Origin of the sequence: Rhodococcus sp. NCIMB 12038 (assembly GCF_002165735.1) — a bacterium.
GTDB lineage: Bacteria > Actinomycetota > Actinomycetes > Mycobacteriales > Mycobacteriaceae > Rhodococcus_F.
This window is the reverse complement of record NZ_NHML01000037.1, coordinates 56,929-73,273: the sequence shown is the minus strand read 5'-3', so window position 1 is coordinate 73,273 and position 16,345 is coordinate 56,929. Positions and strand designations below refer to the sequence as shown.

Annotated in this window: 20 protein-coding genes and 3 tRNA genes; 11 read left to right on the top strand and 12 right to left on the bottom strand. The window is 68.2% G+C overall.

The genetic code is table 11. The annotated features are described in order from the left end of the window. Positions 1 to 27: 27 nt before the first annotated feature. From CA951_RS36885 to CA951_RS36870, 4 genes are all read left to right on the top strand, one after another. Positions 28 to 510, top strand: a complete 483-nt coding sequence (locus tag CA951_RS36885; protein ID WP_087561581.1) for a MarR family winged helix-turn-helix transcriptional regulator — start codon at positions 28 to 30, stop codon at positions 508 to 510. 42 nt (positions 511 to 552) lie between these two features. Then, a tRNA-Ser gene (locus tag CA951_RS36880) sits at positions 553 to 639 on the top strand. Positions 640 to 866: 227 nt separating this feature from the next. Further along, a complete protein-coding gene (locus tag CA951_RS36875; protein WP_087561580.1) occupies positions 867 to 1,391 on the top strand; it encodes a hypothetical protein in 525 nt (174 codons plus the stop codon). Beyond that, positions 1,357 to 2,001 carry an RES family NAD+ phosphorylase gene (locus CA951_RS36870; protein ID WP_087561579.1) on the top strand — a complete coding sequence of 215 codons (645 nt, stop codon included), beginning with the start codon at positions 1,357 to 1,359 and terminating at the stop codon, positions 1,999 to 2,001. Before CA951_RS36875 ends, CA951_RS36870 begins: the two co-directional genes overlap by 35 nt. 40 nt (positions 2,002 to 2,041) lie before the next feature. Here CA951_RS36870 and CA951_RS36865 read toward each other — a convergent pair whose 3' ends face one another. Genes CA951_RS36865 through CA951_RS45260 form a run of 4 tightly spaced genes read right to left on the bottom strand, consistent with a single transcriptional unit; the run spans position 2,042 to position 4,472 of the window. Then, positions 2,042 to 2,404 (bottom strand): TfoX/Sxy family protein, encoded by a 363-nt coding sequence (locus CA951_RS36865; protein WP_087561578.1) that lies wholly within the window; start codon positions 2,402 to 2,404, stop codon positions 2,042 to 2,044. A 2-nt stretch (positions 2,405 to 2,406) separates the two neighbouring features. Continuing rightward, positions 2,407 to 3,198 carry a VOC family protein gene (locus tag CA951_RS36860; protein WP_087561577.1) on the bottom strand — a complete coding sequence of 264 codons (792 nt, stop codon included), beginning with the start codon at positions 3,196 to 3,198 and terminating at the stop codon, positions 2,407 to 2,409. Positions 3,199 to 3,222: 24 nt separating this feature from the next. Next, positions 3,223 to 4,206 (bottom strand): TIGR03086 family metal-binding protein, encoded by a 984-nt coding sequence (locus tag CA951_RS36855; protein ID WP_087561576.1) that lies wholly within the window; start codon positions 4,204 to 4,206, stop codon positions 3,223 to 3,225. Then, positions 4,206 to 4,472 (bottom strand): helix-turn-helix transcriptional regulator, encoded by a 267-nt coding sequence (locus CA951_RS45260; protein ID WP_236581075.1) that lies wholly within the window; start codon positions 4,470 to 4,472, stop codon positions 4,206 to 4,208. The genes CA951_RS36855 and CA951_RS45260 overlap by 1 nt, the downstream gene beginning before the upstream one ends. Positions 4,473 to 4,614: 142 nt before the next feature. Between CA951_RS45260 and CA951_RS36845 the strand changes: the two genes are divergently transcribed. Both CA951_RS36845 and CA951_RS36840 read left to right on the top strand, forming a co-directional pair. Further along, a complete protein-coding gene (locus CA951_RS36845) occupies positions 4,615 to 5,247 on the top strand; it encodes a maleylpyruvate isomerase family mycothiol-dependent enzyme (protein ID WP_087561574.1) in 633 nt (210 codons plus the stop codon). Positions 5,248 to 5,391: 144 nt separating this feature from the next. Beyond that, positions 5,392 to 6,393: an alpha/beta hydrolase family protein gene (locus CA951_RS36840; protein WP_087561573.1), complete on the top strand. Its 1,002-nt coding sequence runs from the start codon at positions 5,392 to 5,394 to the stop codon at positions 6,391 to 6,393. A 10-nt stretch (positions 6,394 to 6,403) separates the two neighbouring features. Here CA951_RS36840 and CA951_RS36835 read toward each other — a convergent pair whose 3' ends face one another. Continuing rightward, positions 6,404 to 8,101, bottom strand: coding sequence for a bifunctional UDP-sugar hydrolase/5'-nucleotidase (locus tag CA951_RS36835; protein ID WP_087561572.1), 1,698 nt, complete (start codon positions 8,099 to 8,101; stop codon positions 6,404 to 6,406). Positions 8,102 to 8,190: 89 nt separating this feature from the next. After that, the gene (gene hisC, locus CA951_RS36830) at positions 8,191 to 9,267 is read right to left on the bottom strand and encodes a histidinol-phosphate transaminase (protein WP_087561599.1); all 1,077 of its coding nucleotides are present in this window, start codon (positions 9,265 to 9,267) and stop codon (positions 8,191 to 8,193) included. Positions 9,268 to 9,328: 61 nt separating this feature from the next. Between hisC and CA951_RS36825 the strand changes: the two genes are divergently transcribed. From CA951_RS36825 to CA951_RS36815, 3 genes are all read left to right on the top strand, one after another. Then, a complete protein-coding gene (locus tag CA951_RS36825; RefSeq protein WP_087561571.1) occupies positions 9,329 to 10,051 on the top strand; it encodes a dienelactone hydrolase family protein in 723 nt (240 codons plus the stop codon). Between the two features lie 99 nt (positions 10,052 to 10,150). Then, positions 10,151 to 10,242 (top strand) — tRNA-Ser (locus CA951_RS36820). A gap of 45 nt (positions 10,243 to 10,287) precedes the next feature. Continuing rightward, positions 10,288 to 10,360: transfer RNA gene (locus tag CA951_RS36815), tRNA-Arg, on the top strand. A gap of 71 nt (positions 10,361 to 10,431) precedes the next feature. Here CA951_RS36815 and CA951_RS36810 read toward each other — a convergent pair. Further along, complete coding sequence (locus CA951_RS36810) at positions 10,432 to 10,896, bottom strand: ArsI/CadI family heavy metal resistance metalloenzyme (RefSeq protein WP_087561570.1); 465 nt, start codon at positions 10,894 to 10,896, stop codon at positions 10,432 to 10,434. A 94-nt stretch (positions 10,897 to 10,990) separates the two neighbouring features. On the opposite strand from CA951_RS36810, the gene CA951_RS36805 reads away from it, so the two are divergent. Then, positions 10,991 to 11,350, top strand: a complete 360-nt coding sequence (locus CA951_RS36805) for an Rv2640c family ArsR-like transcriptional regulator (protein WP_087561569.1) — start codon at positions 10,991 to 10,993, stop codon at positions 11,348 to 11,350. Positions 11,351 to 11,354: 4 nt separating this feature from the next. On the opposite strand, the gene CA951_RS36800 is transcribed toward CA951_RS36805, so the two are convergent. Both CA951_RS36800 and CA951_RS36795 read right to left on the bottom strand, forming a co-directional pair. Then, the gene (locus CA951_RS36800) at positions 11,355 to 11,828 is read right to left on the bottom strand and encodes a hypothetical protein (RefSeq protein ID WP_087561568.1); all 474 of its coding nucleotides are present in this window, start codon (positions 11,826 to 11,828) and stop codon (positions 11,355 to 11,357) included. Between the two features lie 74 nt (positions 11,829 to 11,902). Beyond that, positions 11,903 to 12,268, bottom strand: a complete 366-nt coding sequence (locus CA951_RS36795; RefSeq protein ID WP_087561567.1) for a nuclear transport factor 2 family protein — start codon at positions 12,266 to 12,268, stop codon at positions 11,903 to 11,905. 101 nt (positions 12,269 to 12,369) lie between these two features. Here CA951_RS36795 and CA951_RS36790 point away from each other — a divergent pair, with 101 nt between their 5' ends. Beyond that, entirely contained in the window at positions 12,370 to 13,278 is a 909-nt protein-coding gene (locus tag CA951_RS36790; protein WP_087561566.1) for a LysR family transcriptional regulator, read from the top strand. Positions 13,279 to 13,282: 4 nt separating this feature from the next. Here the strand turns inward: CA951_RS36790 and CA951_RS36785 are convergent, their stop codons facing one another. From CA951_RS36785 to CA951_RS36775, 3 genes are read right to left on the bottom strand one after another with little or no spacing between them, the layout of a single operon-like run. Beyond that, positions 13,283 to 14,050, bottom strand: a complete 768-nt coding sequence (locus CA951_RS36785) for an SDR family oxidoreductase (protein WP_087561565.1) — start codon at positions 14,048 to 14,050, stop codon at positions 13,283 to 13,285. Beyond that, positions 14,047 to 14,787 (bottom strand): fumarylacetoacetate hydrolase family protein, encoded by a 741-nt coding sequence (locus CA951_RS36780; protein ID WP_087561564.1) that lies wholly within the window; start codon positions 14,785 to 14,787, stop codon positions 14,047 to 14,049. The genes CA951_RS36785 and CA951_RS36780 overlap by 4 nt, the downstream gene beginning before the upstream one ends. Next, the gene (locus tag CA951_RS36775) at positions 14,784 to 16,184 is read right to left on the bottom strand and encodes an MFS transporter (RefSeq protein WP_087561563.1); all 1,401 of its coding nucleotides are present in this window, start codon (positions 16,182 to 16,184) and stop codon (positions 14,784 to 14,786) included. The genes CA951_RS36780 and CA951_RS36775 overlap by 4 nt, the downstream gene beginning before the upstream one ends. Between the last annotated feature and the right edge of the window lie 161 nt (positions 16,185 to 16,345).

Genomic DNA, 16,345 nt, shown 5'->3' with positions numbered 1-16,345 from the left:
AATGTCGGACTACTAGAATGTGAACCTGTGACAGCAGAAACCTCCGACGCCGAAGCCGCGACCAACTGGTTGACGGCGGCCGAGATGCGCGCATGGCGCGGATACATGGACGGCAACCAGCGGCTGATGGACGTCCTCAACCGGGATCTGCAGGAGAAACACGACCTCTCCCTCGCGGACTACCGGATCCTGGTGCTGCTGTCCGAGTCGCCGGACGGTTCGCTGCGCATGAGCGACCTCGCGGACGGCGTCCTCTCCTCCCGCAGCCGTCTCACCCACCAGATCCGGCGGATGGAGGCGCAGGGCATGGTCACCCGCGACACCTGCCTCGAGGACGGTCGCGGGGTGCTCGCCGTCATCACCGACGAAGGTCGCGCCCGGCTCGCCGACGCGGCCCCCACCCATGTAGCCGGGGTGCGCAGCAACCTCGTCGATCTGCTCACCAAGTCTCAGCTCAAGGTTCTCGCCGAGGTGTTCGAACGCGTCGACAAGGCCATCGGCGACCGCTGACCGGTTGCCCGATGCCGCGTCCGTACCGATAAGATCGCCCACGGAAGCGTGGCAGAGCGGCCGAATGCACTCGCCTTGAAAGCGAGCGTGGCGTTAAACCCACCGGGGGTTCAAATCCCTCCGCTTCCGCAGAGTGAAAAGGCTCTGATCTGGTGATGGATGCCAGGTCGGAGCCTTTTTCGTTGCGGTGACCGGTGGAGGTCAGTCGGTCCGTGCCCACGTTTTGCCCACACTTGCCGCAGATCGAGCCTGATCGAGCATTGGACGGGATTGGAGCAACGAGCTCCCATGGCGTTGACGTGGTTGTCGGATCTCGGGACACTTGGGTTGACGCAGTTGACCGCTAGGAGGAGCGCATGGACACCCTGGTCGAGCAGGAACGCAAGCTCATGGCCCTTCTCACCCGCCGCGTCCACGAGACGTTCACCGACGCGCGCGCGGCCGGCGTCCCCGCCGAGGTCTTCGACGATGTCGAATCGATCGCCGCGTCGATGGCCGCGGCACTGCCCACCACCCACGTCTACGACTTGCTGGTGGGCCCGTTCTACGACACCGGCGGCCTGACCCGGTGGTGGGGCATCAGCCGCCAAGCGGTCAACAAGGCTGTCGCCGCCGGCACCGTGATCGCCTGCCGGCTCGACGACGGCCAGTGGGTCTACCCGACGTGGCAGTTCACGGACGCGAGAACCGTGCATCCGCACCTGATCGCCCTGTGGAAGGCTCTGCGCACAGCCGCCGACCCGTGGACCTGCGCGGTCTGGCTGCGCAGCCCGCAGCCCGAACTCGGCGACCGCACTGCGGTCGACTGGGTCACCGCCGGCCGCTCGGTCGAGGAGCCGCTAGCGCTTGCCCGGGCCGACGCCGAGCGGTGGGCCGCGTGACACGAGATTCCGTTGCCCTCCGTCCCGTCCACTGCAGCATTTCCCCGGTTACGAGCTCACCGCGACGCAGGCGCTGCACCGCGGACACAGCAAGGGAAACGGTCCGTGGTGGTTCTCCTCGTCCGGCGGCGGCCGGTTCGATCTGACGCCGCCCCGGGGCACCTGCTACGTCGCGTTCGACGAGCTCACCGCGATCCGCGAGGCTGTCGGGGAAGCACTGGCAACGACCGGGATCATCAGCGAGACCTTCGCTGCCGAGCGGCAGCTGTCGACCCTGACCGTGCCGCACGCACACAACGTGGCCGACACCTGCGCGGACGCGGCCGCGGATTTCGGTCTGACCCGAGAACTGTCGTCCATGACCCCCTATTCGGTGCCGCAGGAATGGGCCGCCGCGTTCGACGCCGTCAGCTTCACCGGCCTGCGGTACCAGACCCGCTTCACCACCGGCCCGAGCGCCAACGCAGTGGCGCTGTTCGGGGAGGCGGGTGAGGCGGACTGGCCGACAGACCCGAGTCCCGAGCCGCTCACGGTGGCCGCTCTCCGGCACGGCTTCACCGTCGCACGCCCGCCGCGGTCGGTGCGCATCGTCTCGCCGCCGACGAGCTGATCCGGCTCCACGGCCACATCACCAGGGCTGCTGTCGCTTTCTACTTCTTCCGCGGCTTCGGCTGTTTCGGTGGCAGTTCGGCGACCTCGGCGAGCGCGCGTTCGATCCACGGGGTGGCGAGGTCCGGGGTATCCCGCCACCGGTCGGGGATGGCCAGGTATTCGCGCATCGGCTTCTCACCCGGGCCGAATCCGCCGACGCCGTCGGTGGACGCCAGTTCGGCTTTCGCCCGCTCGTCGAGGAGTCGCACCCCGACGCTCGGCCCGAGCAGCCCGGCGAACATGTTGCCGTTCACGAACGCGCCCAAGTTGCCGAACATCGGCTTCACCTCGACGCCGGGGGTGTCGGGGATCAGCGAGCGGAAGAACTGCTTGTCCTCCTCGGAGGGTTTCGGCATCTTCACGGTTACTGACCCTGACGTTCCTCGGGCGTCATGATGCTGAACGTCGCGCCCTGCGGGTCGGCGACACCGGCCATGCGGCCGACGGTGGGGATGTCCATCGCTTCTTCGACGATCGTGCCGCCGAGTTCGACGACCTTGGCGGCGCTGGCGTCCACGTTCTCGACGGCGAAGTACACCCGCCAGTGATTGGGGGTGCCGGGCGTCATCGGCTGACCGCAGCCCCCGACCTGATCCTCGCCCACCTCGAGCAGGTGGTACGTGTACTCCGGCCCCATGGACATCGTCGACGACGTGATCCCGAAGACGCTGTTGTAGAACGCGAGCGCCTTCTCGACATCGCCGGTGTTCAGTTCGTTCCACAGGCACGCGCCCGGGTCGCCGACGAGCGAGGCCCCGATGTGCCTGTTCGCCTGCCACAATCCGACGGCCGCCCCGGTGGGGTCGGTGACGAAGGACATGCGGCCGGCGTCCGAGACGTCGAACGCAGGCATCAGCACCTGGCCGCCTGCATCGGGGACCTTCGCGACCGTCGCGTCGACGTCGTCGACCGCGATGTAGGTGTTCCAATTCGCAGGCGCCCCCGCCTTCGCCGCGTCGGGCGGCAGTGGCGCGATGGCGGCGACGTTCTCGCCGCGCACCGTGGCCATCGAGTAGACGGGGCCCTCGGGCATCGGCCGGTCGTCGTATTCCCAGCCGAGCAGTTCCGAATAGAACTTCTTGGCCGCGTCCTGATCGCTGGTTTGGAGGTCTACCCAGCTCGGTGTTCCCTGGGCGTATTCCGACTTGTTGGGCATGACTGGACCTTTCCGTGTGAGGTGTCAGGCCGCCGGGACGGGGTGGCGGCCGGTGTAGGCGATGAGCCGGGTCACCGCGTCGCTGGTGTGCTCGACGGGTACGGGGTCGTCGAACCCGACGGCCTTCCTGCCTTCGGGCGAGATGATCTTGTGTGCCAACGCCAGCACGTACTCGGCGAGCGGCTCGGAAACGGCCACGTCGCCATCGGTCGCTGCCGCGAAATCCCAGGCGTGGATCAGGAATTCGATCGACAAGATCCCCGCGGCGACGGTTGCGGGGGCGTTGTTCGTCCCGAGCGTCACGGTGCCGTCGAGGCCGCGATTGCGCCACGCCTCGAGCGCGGGCTGGGCGAGGTCGGCGATTCTGGCCTCGACGGGTTTGCCGGGGTCGTCGTCGAACGTCGCGCCCGCCGCGCCGCCGAGGGCGGTGATCGAACCGACGAGATGATCGGCGAGCTGGGCGACGGTGAACTCGGTGCACGGCGTCTGCCGGGACATGTCCTCCGCCGTGACGCCGCGCAGGACGCGTTGCACGACAGCCAATGTCGCTTCGGCGCTGGACAGCTCGTCGAGCGGGTCCGGTGCGGCCGCCCAGTCGTCGGGCCCGGCGTCGCTGGTCTGGGCGGCGACGACGAGCCGGTCGAGGTAATGGTTCCAGCCCTCCGCGTGGCGGGCGGCCTGTTCGGCGTTCAGCCCGTCGTGCACGAGGCGCACCTCGGTGCCGCCGGTGGTCGGGGTGAGGGTGACCGCCACGGTGGACGCTCCCGGTGGGAGTTCGTCGTCGCCTTCCCAGCCCCACCCGAACACCACCCGCTGTCCGGGCACGACCTCCCGGAAGGTGCCCGCCGCCGAGTGCCCGGGAACCACGGTCCACCGGTACTCGCCCCCGGCCTGCAGGTCGACGCGGGCCGCGACGGTCTGCCACCGCCGCAATCGGTCCGGTCTGGTGACGAGATCGAACGTGGCGTCCGGGTCCAGCGGGACGACGACGGTCTTGTCGAATGGCATCAGCTGTCTCCTTTGGATCCTGCTTCGTCGGTGGCGTCCGCGACGAGGCGGTCGAGTTCGTCGATCCAGAAGGAGTCGAACAACGTGCGGAGCTGTGCGAGTCCCTGAGGATCGAGCCGGTAGTACCTGAAGCGTCCGTCCTTGCGCGCGGTGACCAGCCCGGCCTCGGTGAGCACCCGGAGATGTTGCGAGATCGCAGACCGGCTCGCTGGGAAGTGTGCGGCGAGGTTGTTGACGGTCTGTTCACCTGCTGTCAGCAGTTGCATGAGGCGTCTCCGGGTGGGCTCAGCTGCGACTTCCAACTGATCGAGCACGACCAATACGTTAGTCGTGACTAACACGTTGTGCAATGGGTCTCGCCGCCTACGTCCTGAAGTGGAAGAATTCTTGGCGACGAGGGAGTGAAAAATGACAACGTCAAGCCCCTGGCCCACGATTCACCAAGAACGCCGCGCCCTGGTGGACGACCTCGAACCGCTGACCGACACTCAGTGGTCGACGCCGTCGCTCTGCGAGCGGTGGACTGTGCGCGACGTGTTCGCGCACATGACGGCGACGGAGAAGATGACGCCGCCGAAATTCGTCGGAAAACTCGTCGGGTCGGGATTTCGGATCAACAATATGTTCGAGAAGGACATCGCACACGAAGAGGAAGGAACACCGGCGGAGTCGCTCGACGAGTTCCGGGCGCACATGGCCGACTCCACCCACCCACCGGGCCCGATCGACGCCATGCTGGGCGAGATGATCGTCCACGGCGAGGACATCCGCCGGCCGCTCGGCATCGCGCACGAGTATCCGATGGACGCCGTCGTCCGCGTCGCCGACTTCTACAAGAATTCGAACCTGCTGATCGGGTCGAAGTCGCGGGTCGCCGGGTTGACGCTGCGGGCGACCGACACCGACTGGACCAACGGATCGGGACCCGAGGTCTCCGGCCCGATGCTGGCGCTCGTGCTGGCGATGACGGGACGCAGCGCCTCGCTCGACGAACTCAGCGGGGAAGGTCTTGATCAGCTGAAGTCGGCACTGTCCAAGTAGCGGTCCGCCAAGCGAACCGTGGTGACTACAACGTGATCACGGTGGAGCACACAGCTGTCACAAACCCTCTAAGCTCTTGTTGACCGGACGCATTTTGTACTGTGCAATCGGGGTCCACACAGTCCGGGGAAGAGGGTTTACTTTATGCGTCGCGAAGCAATGGCTGCTGTCGGTCTGGCAGTGTCACTGACCCTTCTGGGGCCGGCGTTCACTGCAGTGGCCGATCCGGTGCCTGCTCCGGTCGCGCCCCAGGGCCACGGCGTCGCGAGCGTCGACAAGATCGTCCCGCTCACCGACACCCGTAGTGCCGTCTTCATCAATTCCCCCGCCATGGGCCGTGTCGTCCAGGTGCAGGTCCTGCATCCTGCCGGTGGCGGCTCGCGGCCGTCGCTGTATCTGCTCGACGGCGTCAGTGCGGGCGCCGAGTCGGACTTCCGCGAAAGCACGTGGACGCAGAAGACGGACGTCGTCCAGTTCTTCGCCGACAAGAAGGTCAACGTGGTGCTCCCTGTGGGGGGCACCGCCAGCTACTACACCGACTGGCTGCAGCCCGACCCCACGCTGGGAATCAACAAGTGGGAGACGTTCCTGGCCGACGAACTCCCGCCGATCATCGACAAGAACTTCAGCGGCAACGGCGTCAACGCCGTCGCGGGTGTGTCGATGGGCGCGATGGGCGCCGCCAACCTCGTCACCAGGCACCCGCAGCTCTACCGCGGACTCGCGGCCTACAGCGGATGCCTCGACAACTCGAACCCCAGCTCGCGTGACTCGGTCCGCGGCACGGTGGCGTTCAAGGGCGGGAACCCGGCCAACATGTGGGGTCCCGACACCGATCCCGCCTGGACCGCGCACGATCCGTCGGTGAACGCCGAAGCGCTGCGCGGCAAGCAGATCTACATCTCCACCGGCAACGGGCTTCCCGGACCGTACGAGATCACCGGAGACATCGCGTCCACGATCGCGGTGGGCGGCCCGCTCGAGGCGGCGGCGAACCTCTGCACGCAGACGTTCCAGCGACGCCTGACCCAGCTCGCGATCCCGGCGACGTTCGCCTACCGCAATTTCGGCACGCATTCGTGGCCGTACTGGCAGGACGAACTGCGCACGTCGTGGCCGGTCCTGAAGAGCGCGCTCGGCGTCTGAACGGGCGTTCCTAACCGACCACGGTGATCCGGTCGGTGTTCGGCGGCGTAACGGGTGAATGCGCTCCCAGATACGTCGTGAAGGCGTCGAGGTCGCAGCCCGCGTGCACCGTCTCGGTGCGGGTGCGGAACGCGTCGAACCCGTCGCCGCCGTCGGCGAGGAACTTGTTGACCGCCACCCGGTAGGAGAGCGCGGGGTCGACGGCTGCACCGTTCACCCGGAGGTCCGAGATGCGTTCGCCGACGATCGCCGAGCGATTCAGCGCGTATGTCAGCGAACTCGACGGCGCCAGGATCCGCTCGGTGACCGTGCCGTCCCCGCGGGGCTGGAACTGCTGCTCCAGGGCGGTCTTCAGCACCGCGCCGGTGACGGTCAGGACCTCGAGGGTGTTGCCGAACGGTTGAGCAGCGTACGTCTGCCCGTAGGTGACGGCGCCGTCGGCGCCGCGCAGCAGGTCTTCGCGGAGTCCGCCGGGGTTGGTGAGCGCCACCTGGGCGCCGTGCCCGGACCCGGCGGCGAGCTGGGCGTCGGCAACGACGTTTCCGAGGGTCGATTCGCCGCCGGCGGTCTCGTCGCGGGTGAGGTCGCCGGACAGCGACGCCACCCGCGCCGCACCGATCCGGGAGGCCTGGGCGGTGGCGCTGTCGGCGAGCGCCTGGATGTCGGGGTCGGGCGGGATGTCGTGGGTGACCACCTGATTGAACGCGGACGTGCGGTCGCGCAGGACGTCCCGGGTGGTGCGGTCGATCGACACGTCCACCACGGAGACGATGCGGCCGTGGGACGCGCCCTGCATCATGACGCGCGGGTTGCCCATCGGGTCGGGAAACGAGCAGTTGTACTGCTGGTGGCTGTCGGCCGTGAAAATGACGTCGACCTTCGGGGACGCCCGCAGCGCGAGGTCGCGTGCCGGTCCCGACGTCACCTCGCACGAGTTCGGGCCGTTGTCGGCGACGGGTTCGGCTCCCCGGTGCAGCAGCAGCACGATGGCCCGGACGCCGAAGAAGTCGAGGAGATCCGCGGTCCGGTCGACGGCCGTGAGCTCGTCCGTGAAGCGCAGCCCGCCGACGCCCTCCGGTGTCACCATCGTGGCGGTGTCGGCGGGCATGGTCGCGATGACCCCGACCGGGATGCCTTCCACGTAGTCGACGGTGAACGGCAGTGTCGCGGGTGCGCCGTCGTCGAACTCCATGTTCGCGGCGAGGAGTGGGAAGTCCGCGCCCGCGAACGTGTTTCCGAACCGGCAGCCGTCGACGGGATGGCAGCCGCCGGTCTGCATCCGCCGGAACTCCGTGTATCCCTCGTCGAGTTCGTGATTGCCGACCGCGGACGCGTCGACGCCCATCCGGTTGAGCAGTTGCACGGTCGGTTCGTCGTGGAACATCGCGGATTCGAGCGCCGACGACCCCCAGTTGTCACCCACCGAATACAGCAGTGAACGGGTGGCCTGACCGCGCAGCTGCGAGACGTAGGCGGCCAGGTAGGCGGCGCCGCCGGCCGGGACCAGCGAACCGTCGGCGTGCTTGACCTGGCTGCGGACGCCGGGCGGCGGTTCGAGGCTGCCGTGGAGGTCGTTGAAAGCGAGGAGCCGGACGGAGACCGCCGAATCCTGGGCCTGCGCCGACAGCCCCGACGTCACCGAGATCGCCAGCGTCGTCGCCAGTCCAGCCGCCAGCACGGCAGTGCGGAGCGCGGCGCGGCGACGCATGGACGGTCTCCCTTCGGCAAAACCTCACTGAGTCTGCCAACAAGGAGTCACGGGCGTTGTACCCGTGGGTAACGTTTACATCTCGAGCGTTACGCCCGGACGGCGATGTTCGCGATCGAGCGCGCCTCGGTGCTCGTCGCGAACGCGAGGAACGCGTCGTTCTCCTCGGGATCGCCGATCGTGATCCGCACCCCGTCGTTGCCGTACGGGCGCAGCACGACACCGGCCTCGGCGCTGGCCGCACCGAACGCTCCGGAGCGGGTGCCCAGCGGGAGGTAGACGAAGTTGGCGGCGGATTCGGGCACCTCGTATCCGGCTGCGAGCAGGGCGTCGCGTACCCGGCCCCGCTCGGCGACGACGCCGTCCGTGCGTGCCAGCAGTTCACCGGACGCGGCCAGCGACGCGATGGCGGCGGCCTGCGCGACGGCGTTGACCGTGAACGCGATGTGGACCTTGCTCAGCGCGGTGACGACCGCGGGATCGGCGATCGCGTATCCCACGCGGAGACCCGCCAGGCCGTAGGCCTTGGAGAACGTGCGCAACACCACCACGTTCGGGTACCGGCGGAACAGGTCGAGACCGTCGGCGCCCGACCGGTTGTACTCGAAGTAGGCCTCGTCGAGGGCGACGACCACGCGGTCGGGCACGGCGTCGAGGAACCGCTCGAGCTCATCCGTGCCCAGGGCAGGCCCGGTCGGATTGTTCGGGGTGCAGACGAAGATCAGCCGCGTCCGGTCGGTGACCGCGGCCGCCATCGCATCGAGGTCGTGCCGGTAGTCGGGGGTGAGGGGCACCGTGACCGGGACCGCGCCCGCCACGCTGGTGACCACGGGGTACGCCTCGAACGAGCGCCACGCGAACATGACTTCGTCGCCGTCGTTGCAGGTGGCGTGGACGAGTTCCTGGCACAGGCTCACGGATCCGGCCCCGACCGCGACGTTCGCAGCGGTTACCCCGAAGTGGCCGGCGAGGGCCGCGATCAGCGCGACGTGACCGTTGTCCGGGTACCGGTTCGCGACGGCGACGGCGTCTGCGATGGCGTCGCGCACGCTCGGTAACGGTCCCAGCGTGGTCTCGTTGCTGGCCAGCTTGATCGCGCCGGGATAGCTCTTGCCGGGAACGTATGCCGTGATCGAGTCGAGGTCTGCCCTGGTTCGCGGAGTCACCAGGCGATTATGCGCCTCCCGATCCACTGCGCCGACGCCCCCTTCGTGCCAAGGTAGGGACATGTCGGGATTCTTCAGGGACAGTGCGGCCCTGCGGACGTCCGGAGACGCGCCCGTAGACCCGCAGAGGCGCGTTCCGCTCACCGCGGTGGAACCGGACGGTCCGGCGCGGGGCGGGATCGTGATCCTGCACGAGTCGCGCACGTTCAGCGACGCCCTCCTCGATCTGATGCGTTCGCTCGCGATGGAGGGGTGGGTGACGGTGGCGCCGCACCTCTTCCACCGGGAACCGGCGACCAGCGACGTCGAGGTGTTCGGCGACGCCCTGTTCGCCGACTTCGACGCCACCTTCGACTGGCTGATCGCGCGGGGGATCTACGCCGACTGCGTAGGGGTGCTCGGATTCGACGACGCCGGAACCGCCGCCCTGCTCGTCGCCACGACCCGTCCCGTCGGCGCCGCCGTGAGCGTCGCCGCCCGCGGGATCGTCGAACCGCTGTCGGAGGACGCGCCCGCGCTGGTGCACGCGGCGCCCGGGCTGAAGGCGCCGTGGCTCGGTCTGTACGGGGAGGACGACCCGTCCACACCGCCCGATCAGGTCGAGATGTTGCGCGACGCCACCGCCAAGTCCGACGTCGCGGGACTCGTCGTGAGTTACGCCGGGCTCGCGCACCGGGCCGACGAACCTCCACAGGTGCCCGACCGGGACGACGACCCGGGCGCGCAGGCCATCGTCGACGCGCAGCGGCGGATCTTCGACTGGTTCGACAGCCACCTGCGTTAGAGCGGCCATTCCTGCGCGCTGACCAGCCGTTTTGCCTTTGTGGTGGAAAGGTGTGTAATCTTTCGCACCGGCGGTCCGAAGGGATCGGAACCACCCCAGGGAGGCGTGCCAGAGCGGCCGAATGGGACTCACTGCTAATGAGTTGTCCCTTTTACGAGGGACCGGAGGTTCAAATCCTCTCGCCTCCGCCACACCGGGCCTAGACGGCCGGTGAAAGCTAGACAACTGAAGAACATGCGCCCGTAGCTCAACGGATAGAGCACTTGACTACGGATCAAGAGGTTAGGGGTTCGAATCCCTTCGGGCGCACAAAGAAACCCCGTCGACTGTAGTGATGCAGGCGGCGGGGTTTCTCTATTGCTCCCATCCGGCGGCCCGGGTCAGCAGCAGGAGGTTCCGGCGTCGGTGCCGCAGCAGGTGGCCTCCTCGGCATCGGCGGCGGTGTCGGAGTCACGGTGCCGGGGGCTCGACCCGAACGTGTCGGAGTCGGCGAGCACGGTGTAGACCTCCCACTTCTCGCCGGCTGGGCCGGTGACCCACACCTTGTCCTGGGTGGCGAAGCAGCAGGTGGTGCCGATCTCTTCGTCGGTGAAGAGGCCCTCCGCGGTCAGCCGGGTGATCTCCTCGTGCACTTCGGCGCTCGATTCGACCTCGACGCCGAGGTGGTTGACGGTGCCGCCCTGGCCGGGGTTCTCCAGCAGCACCAGTTTCAGGGGTGGTTTCGTGATGGCGAAATTCGCGTATCCCGGCTTCAGTTTCGCGGGCCGGGTGTCGAACAATTTCGAGTAGAACGTGACTGCTTCCTCCAGGTCGTCGACATTGAGGGCTAGTTGGGCGCGGGACATGACAACCTCCACTTGTGTGACATATGTCGAATTGCTCTGCATTCACAGAATCCCACCTTTTTGACATATGTCAAGAAGGTGGGATCATGGCTTCATGCCCAAGACGCTGCCGGTTCTCGATGTGTCCGGACCGATCTGCTGCGCGCCCGTCTCGGCCGCCCCGATGACCGACGAGTCCGCGCTGCACGTCGCGCTCCGGCTCAAGGCCCTGGCCGACCCGGTCCGGATCAAGCTGATGTCGATCCTGCTGACCGCGAGCGAGGGCGAGGTGTGCACGTGCGATCTCGCGACCGGCGTGGGCCTGTCCGAGTCGACCGTCAGCCACCACCTCGGCCAGCTGAAGAAGGCGGGAATGGTCCAGGCAGTGCGCCGCGGCATGAACGTCTTCTACAGCGCTCGACCGGATGCCCTCGACGCACTGCGGGTCGTCCTCGACCCCAACTGCTGCGCCTGACCGGTCACGACGTTCGCGTGCTCGATTCGAGGCCGATGGTGGTGGTCGTCGAACCGAGGCCGATCCGCGGCCAGCCGGCGGTGACCGAGATGAAACCCGATGCGGGGATCGCGTCGAGCCAGTAGTGCGGCTCGGTCCGGTACTCGGGCGGCCCGCTCCCGCACGGCTTCGACGCCGCCGCCGGATGGTAGGGGTCGGCCTCACCCTCGATGTCGTCGACGCGCGCCCGCACCGACAGATAGGACCACCGCGTGGACGGATCGTCAGGGTCGGACAGCGAGCGGGTCTCGTACTGCGCCAGCTCCGCGGGTCTGCCCGTCGCGGTCAGGGCCATCCGGAGCTGGAGGCCGTCCGGGAACGCCACGATCTCGAACAGCTCGAGCGTGAGGTGGTCTTCGGCCGTGAGGAGCAGGGGGCCGTGGACCCGGTGTCCTCCGGTGGTGGGTGGTGCTACTGCCGGCCAACGCGGTCTGCGCATGACCTCTATGATCCCACCGATCCGAATGCAGATGCAATGGTGGACAACGAAGTTCATGCCGTGTAGGGGCCGGCTCAGCTGGTGGGCGGGACGAATTCCGGCTGGTCGAGGAGTCGGAGCCAGGTTCCGTCCGGCTGCCTGCGGACGACTTGCGCCCGCGCGCCGGATCCGTCCTTCGGCGGGGTGGACGTGAGCGCGATGTCGTCACTGATCAGGGTGGGGAGCGGTGTCTCCGGTTCGAAGTGCGGCGCGTTCGCGAGCACCGACTCCCACAGCTTCCGGATGGCGGCCCGGCCGACGGTCCGGCTGCCGGGCGGGTACGCCATCACGGCGTTCTCCTCGTACAGGGCGGCGACTCCGGCCGCGTCGCCTGCGTTGCTGCGCTCGACGAACAGTCGGGTGAGGTCTTCGGGGTTCTGGGCCTTCTCGTAGTCGGTCACCGGGAATCCTTTCGTGGGTGAACTGCTGTCCCTTTCCAGGGTGGTGCCGGCGCAACCGGAAGTCCAACAGATAGTTCTGCTGAATACTAGAATCATTGGTTATGGAACTGAGGCAACTCGAGTACTTCGTCGCGGTCGCCGAGGAAGCGAACTTCACCCGCGCCGCGGAACGCGTCCACATCAGCCAGTCGGGAATCAGCGCTCAGATCCGGCAACTCGAGCACGACCTCGGCGCCACGCTGATCGACCGGTCGAGCCGGACGGCGACGCTCACGGCGGCGGGGGAGGCGGCGCTGCTGCACGCCCGCGCAGCCCTCGCCTCGGCCGACGCGATGCGGCAGGCCGTGGACGACGTGAACCAGCTGATCCGGGGGAGGCTCGTCGTCGGGATGGTCACCGCGTGCACGATCAAGCCGCTGTTCGACGCGCTGTCCGCGTTCCACGTCGCGCACCCCGGGATCGAGATCACGCTCACCGAGGACAGCTCCGACCGCCTCGTCGAACGCGTCCGCGCCGGTGCGATCGATCTCGCTCTCGTCGCCACCTCGACCGCCCCGCCGGAAGGGCTGGACGCGTTCCCGATCATCAGCGAGGGGCTGGTCGCCGCCGTGTCGCCGGACCACCCGCTGGCCGAACGGTCGCGAGTCACGCTGACCGAACTCGGCGACCATTCGATCGTATGTATGCCGACGGGAACGGGCATCCGGACGGTGTTCGACGAGGCGTGTGCGGCCGCAGGCCTGCGTCCCGACATCGCCCTGCAGGCGAGCGCACCCGACGCCGTCGCCGACCTCGCGATCCGCGGGCTGGGGGTGGCGATCCTCAGCGAGTCGATGGCCACGGACTACCGGGGCCGGCTGACGGCGGTCGCTCTCGACGGCGTCGACATCCCGGCCGTGCTCGCACTGGTCTGGAAGAGCCTCGGGGGTCCCGCGCTCCGCGAACTCGTCCGGCACACCCGCCGTTCCTTCGGGGACGTGCAGACCGAACCCGCCGCCGTCGGCCGGTGACTCGTCACACCACCGACGTCATCCCGCCGTCGACGAAGATCACCTGACCGTTGACGTACCGGGAGGCGTCCGACGCCAGCCACACCGCCGGACCCACGAGATCGTCCGGAGTGCCCCACCGGCCTGCCGGCGCCCGGCCGCGGAGCCAGGCGTCGAACTCGGCGTCGTCGACGAGGGACTGCGTCATCTCGGTGTGGATGTAGCCGGGGGCGAGGCCGTTGATCTGCAGCCCGGAGCGTGCCCACTCCGCCGTCATCGCGCGGGTCAGATTCCGCAAACCGCCCTTCGCGGCGGTGTACGGCGCGATGGTGGGCCGGGCCAGGTCGCTCTGCACCGAGCAGACGTTGACGATCTTCCCGCTGCCACGGCCGATCTGGAATCGCGCGACCGCACGCCCGACGAGGAAGGCGCTGGTGAGGTCTGTCGTGATCACCCTGTTCCAGTCCTCGAGGGTGACATCGAGCAGGAGCTGGCGGTGCTGCAGCGCAGCGTTGTTCACCAGGATCTCGATCGGCCCGACCTCCGACTCGATCCGCTCGACGGATTCTGTCACCCGCCCGGGATCGGTGACGTCGAACGCGTACGCGTGGACCCGGGCCTCGCCGAACTCCGCGCCGAGCTGCTCGCGGGCCTGCGCGAGACGGCCGGGGGACACCCCGTTGAGCACGATCGTGGCGCCCGCCCCGGCCAGACCCCGCGCGAGCGCGTAGCCGATTCCCCGGCTCGAACCGGTGACGAGGGCGATGCGCCCGGACAGATCGAACAGGGTCACAGCGCACCCACCGGGTTGCCGAGCGTGCCGATTCCGTCGAGCGTGATCTCGGCGCGGTCGCCCGGTTCGATCGGGCCCGACGTGAACGGGCAACCCGTGAGCACCACGTCCCCCGGCCCCAGCGTCAGATACCGGGTGAGGTGGACCAGTTGCTCGGACACGTTCCACGCCAGCTGCCGGGTGGACGCCTCCGCCACGGTGACCCCGTTGACGCGCACGGCGATCGGCACGTCGCCGGGGTCGAGGTCCGTCTCGATCCACGGACCCAGCGGGGTGAAGCCGTCGCCGTGTTTCGCCTGGGTGAGTTTGTCGTCGAGCGCGATCTGCTCCACGGCGGTGACGTCGTTGCCGATCGTGTAGCCGAGGATCGCGGACGGGACGTCCTCGGGGCGCAGATTGCGGCACGTGCGCCGGAGGACGACGGCCAGTTCGCCCTCCACGACGACCTTCCCCAGCCCCTCGTCGACCAGGATCGGATTTTCGGGGCCGATCACCGTGCGCGCCGACTTCATGAACGCCTGCAACGGGAGATCGCGATCTCCGGGTGCGCCGTTGTGCGCCATCCCGAGCAGGACCCGCGGTTCGGCAGGCGCGAGCAGGCGCGCCCCGTCGACGTCGTGTGCGGGTCCAGTGAACGTCAAGGTGTCCGCGAACGGATCGGCCACCTCGTGCCAGCGACCGTCGCGCAGGCACACCGGCCGCGGCCCCGAGGCGGTGGCGATGCGGGCGAGCCTCATGCGTCGACCCGATCCTTGGACGGGGCAACGGCATCCGGGCCGTGCACCGGGTCGGCCATCGCGTCCCACGCGAGCCCGAGGTCGCGGCCACGGGTTTCGGGGGTCACGAACGTCGTGGCGAACGAGATGACGCTGAGGACCAGCACGTAGATCGCGAGCGGCACCCACGAGTTGTTCATCAGCGACAGCAGCAGCGCGCCGACGAAGGGGGCGATGCCCCCGGCCAGGATCGCGCTCGTCTCCCGGGCCACCGCGACGCCGATGTAGCGGTGACGGTTTCCGAACAGCTCGGGCAGGGCGGCGCACTGCGCGCCGAGCATCACGTTGACGCCGATCCCGTAGCTGACCGCGAGGGTCGCGACCACGAGGTACGGGTTGCCGAGCGAGAGCAGCCACCACGACGGGACGGCGAGGACGAGTTGCAGCGCCGCACCGAACCGGTACACCCGCATCCGGCCGAAGCGGTCCGACAGCGCGCCCGAGAACGGGATGACGAGCATGCCGATGGCGGCGCCGCACGCGATCGCGAGCGGTCCGATCGACTTGCTGACGCCCACCACGGTCGTCACGTAGCTGATGCCGAGGGTCTGGAAGATGTACGAGCCGCCGTTCTCGGCCATCCGCAGGCCGATGCCGCGGAGCACGCTGGGCATCGAACTGCCGATCAGTTCCCGGAACGGGCTCTCGCTGATTTGATCCTGCTTCTCCAACTTGATGAACGTCGGGCTCTCCTGCATGCGGAGCCGGATGAACACGGCGACCGCGATGAGGAAGATAGAGGCGAGGAACGGCACCCGCCACACCCAGGCGAGGAGCAGTTCGCGATCGATCTGACCGAGGATCGCGAAGACCCCCGACGCCATCAGGGTGCCCACCATGATCCCGACGAACGGGAGTGCGGAGAAGAAGCCGCGTCGCTGGGTGGGGGAGTACTCCGCCATCAGCGTGGTGGCACCGGCCTGCTCGGCGCCGGCGCCGAAGCCCTGCAGCAGTCGCAGCGCGACCAGCAGGATCGGCGCCCAGATGCCGACCTGGGCGCCGGTGGGCAGCACGCCGATCAGGGTGCTCGCGCCGCCCATGATCGCGATCGTGATCATCAGGACGGCCTTGCGCCCCATGCGGTCGCCGAGGGCGCCGAAGAACAGACCGCCGACGGGGCGGGCCAGGAATCCGACGGCGTACGTGCCGAAACTGGCCATCAGCGCGGCCGACGCGCCCATCGCGGGGAAGAACAGCTCACCGAAGATCAGCGCCGACGCCAGGCCGTACAGGGCGAAGTCGTAGTACTCGAGTGCGCTGCCGATGGAACTGGCGAGCGTCGCGCGTTTGAGGTTCGCGGCGTAGTCCGGGTCGTCGGAGGCGCGCACCGGTCGGGTGGATCCACTGTGTTCCGGCATTTTCGAGTGTGGGGACATCTTCTGCTCCGTTGCGGGACGGGACCACGTTCAGCGCGGTCACAAACAGGTCAGTGCAGTGACCCAGGTCACTGGCATGGCGAGGACCCTACCGCGCCCAGCGTTATTTGTCATACGTAATCGAAAGTGTTGACTGAATCACA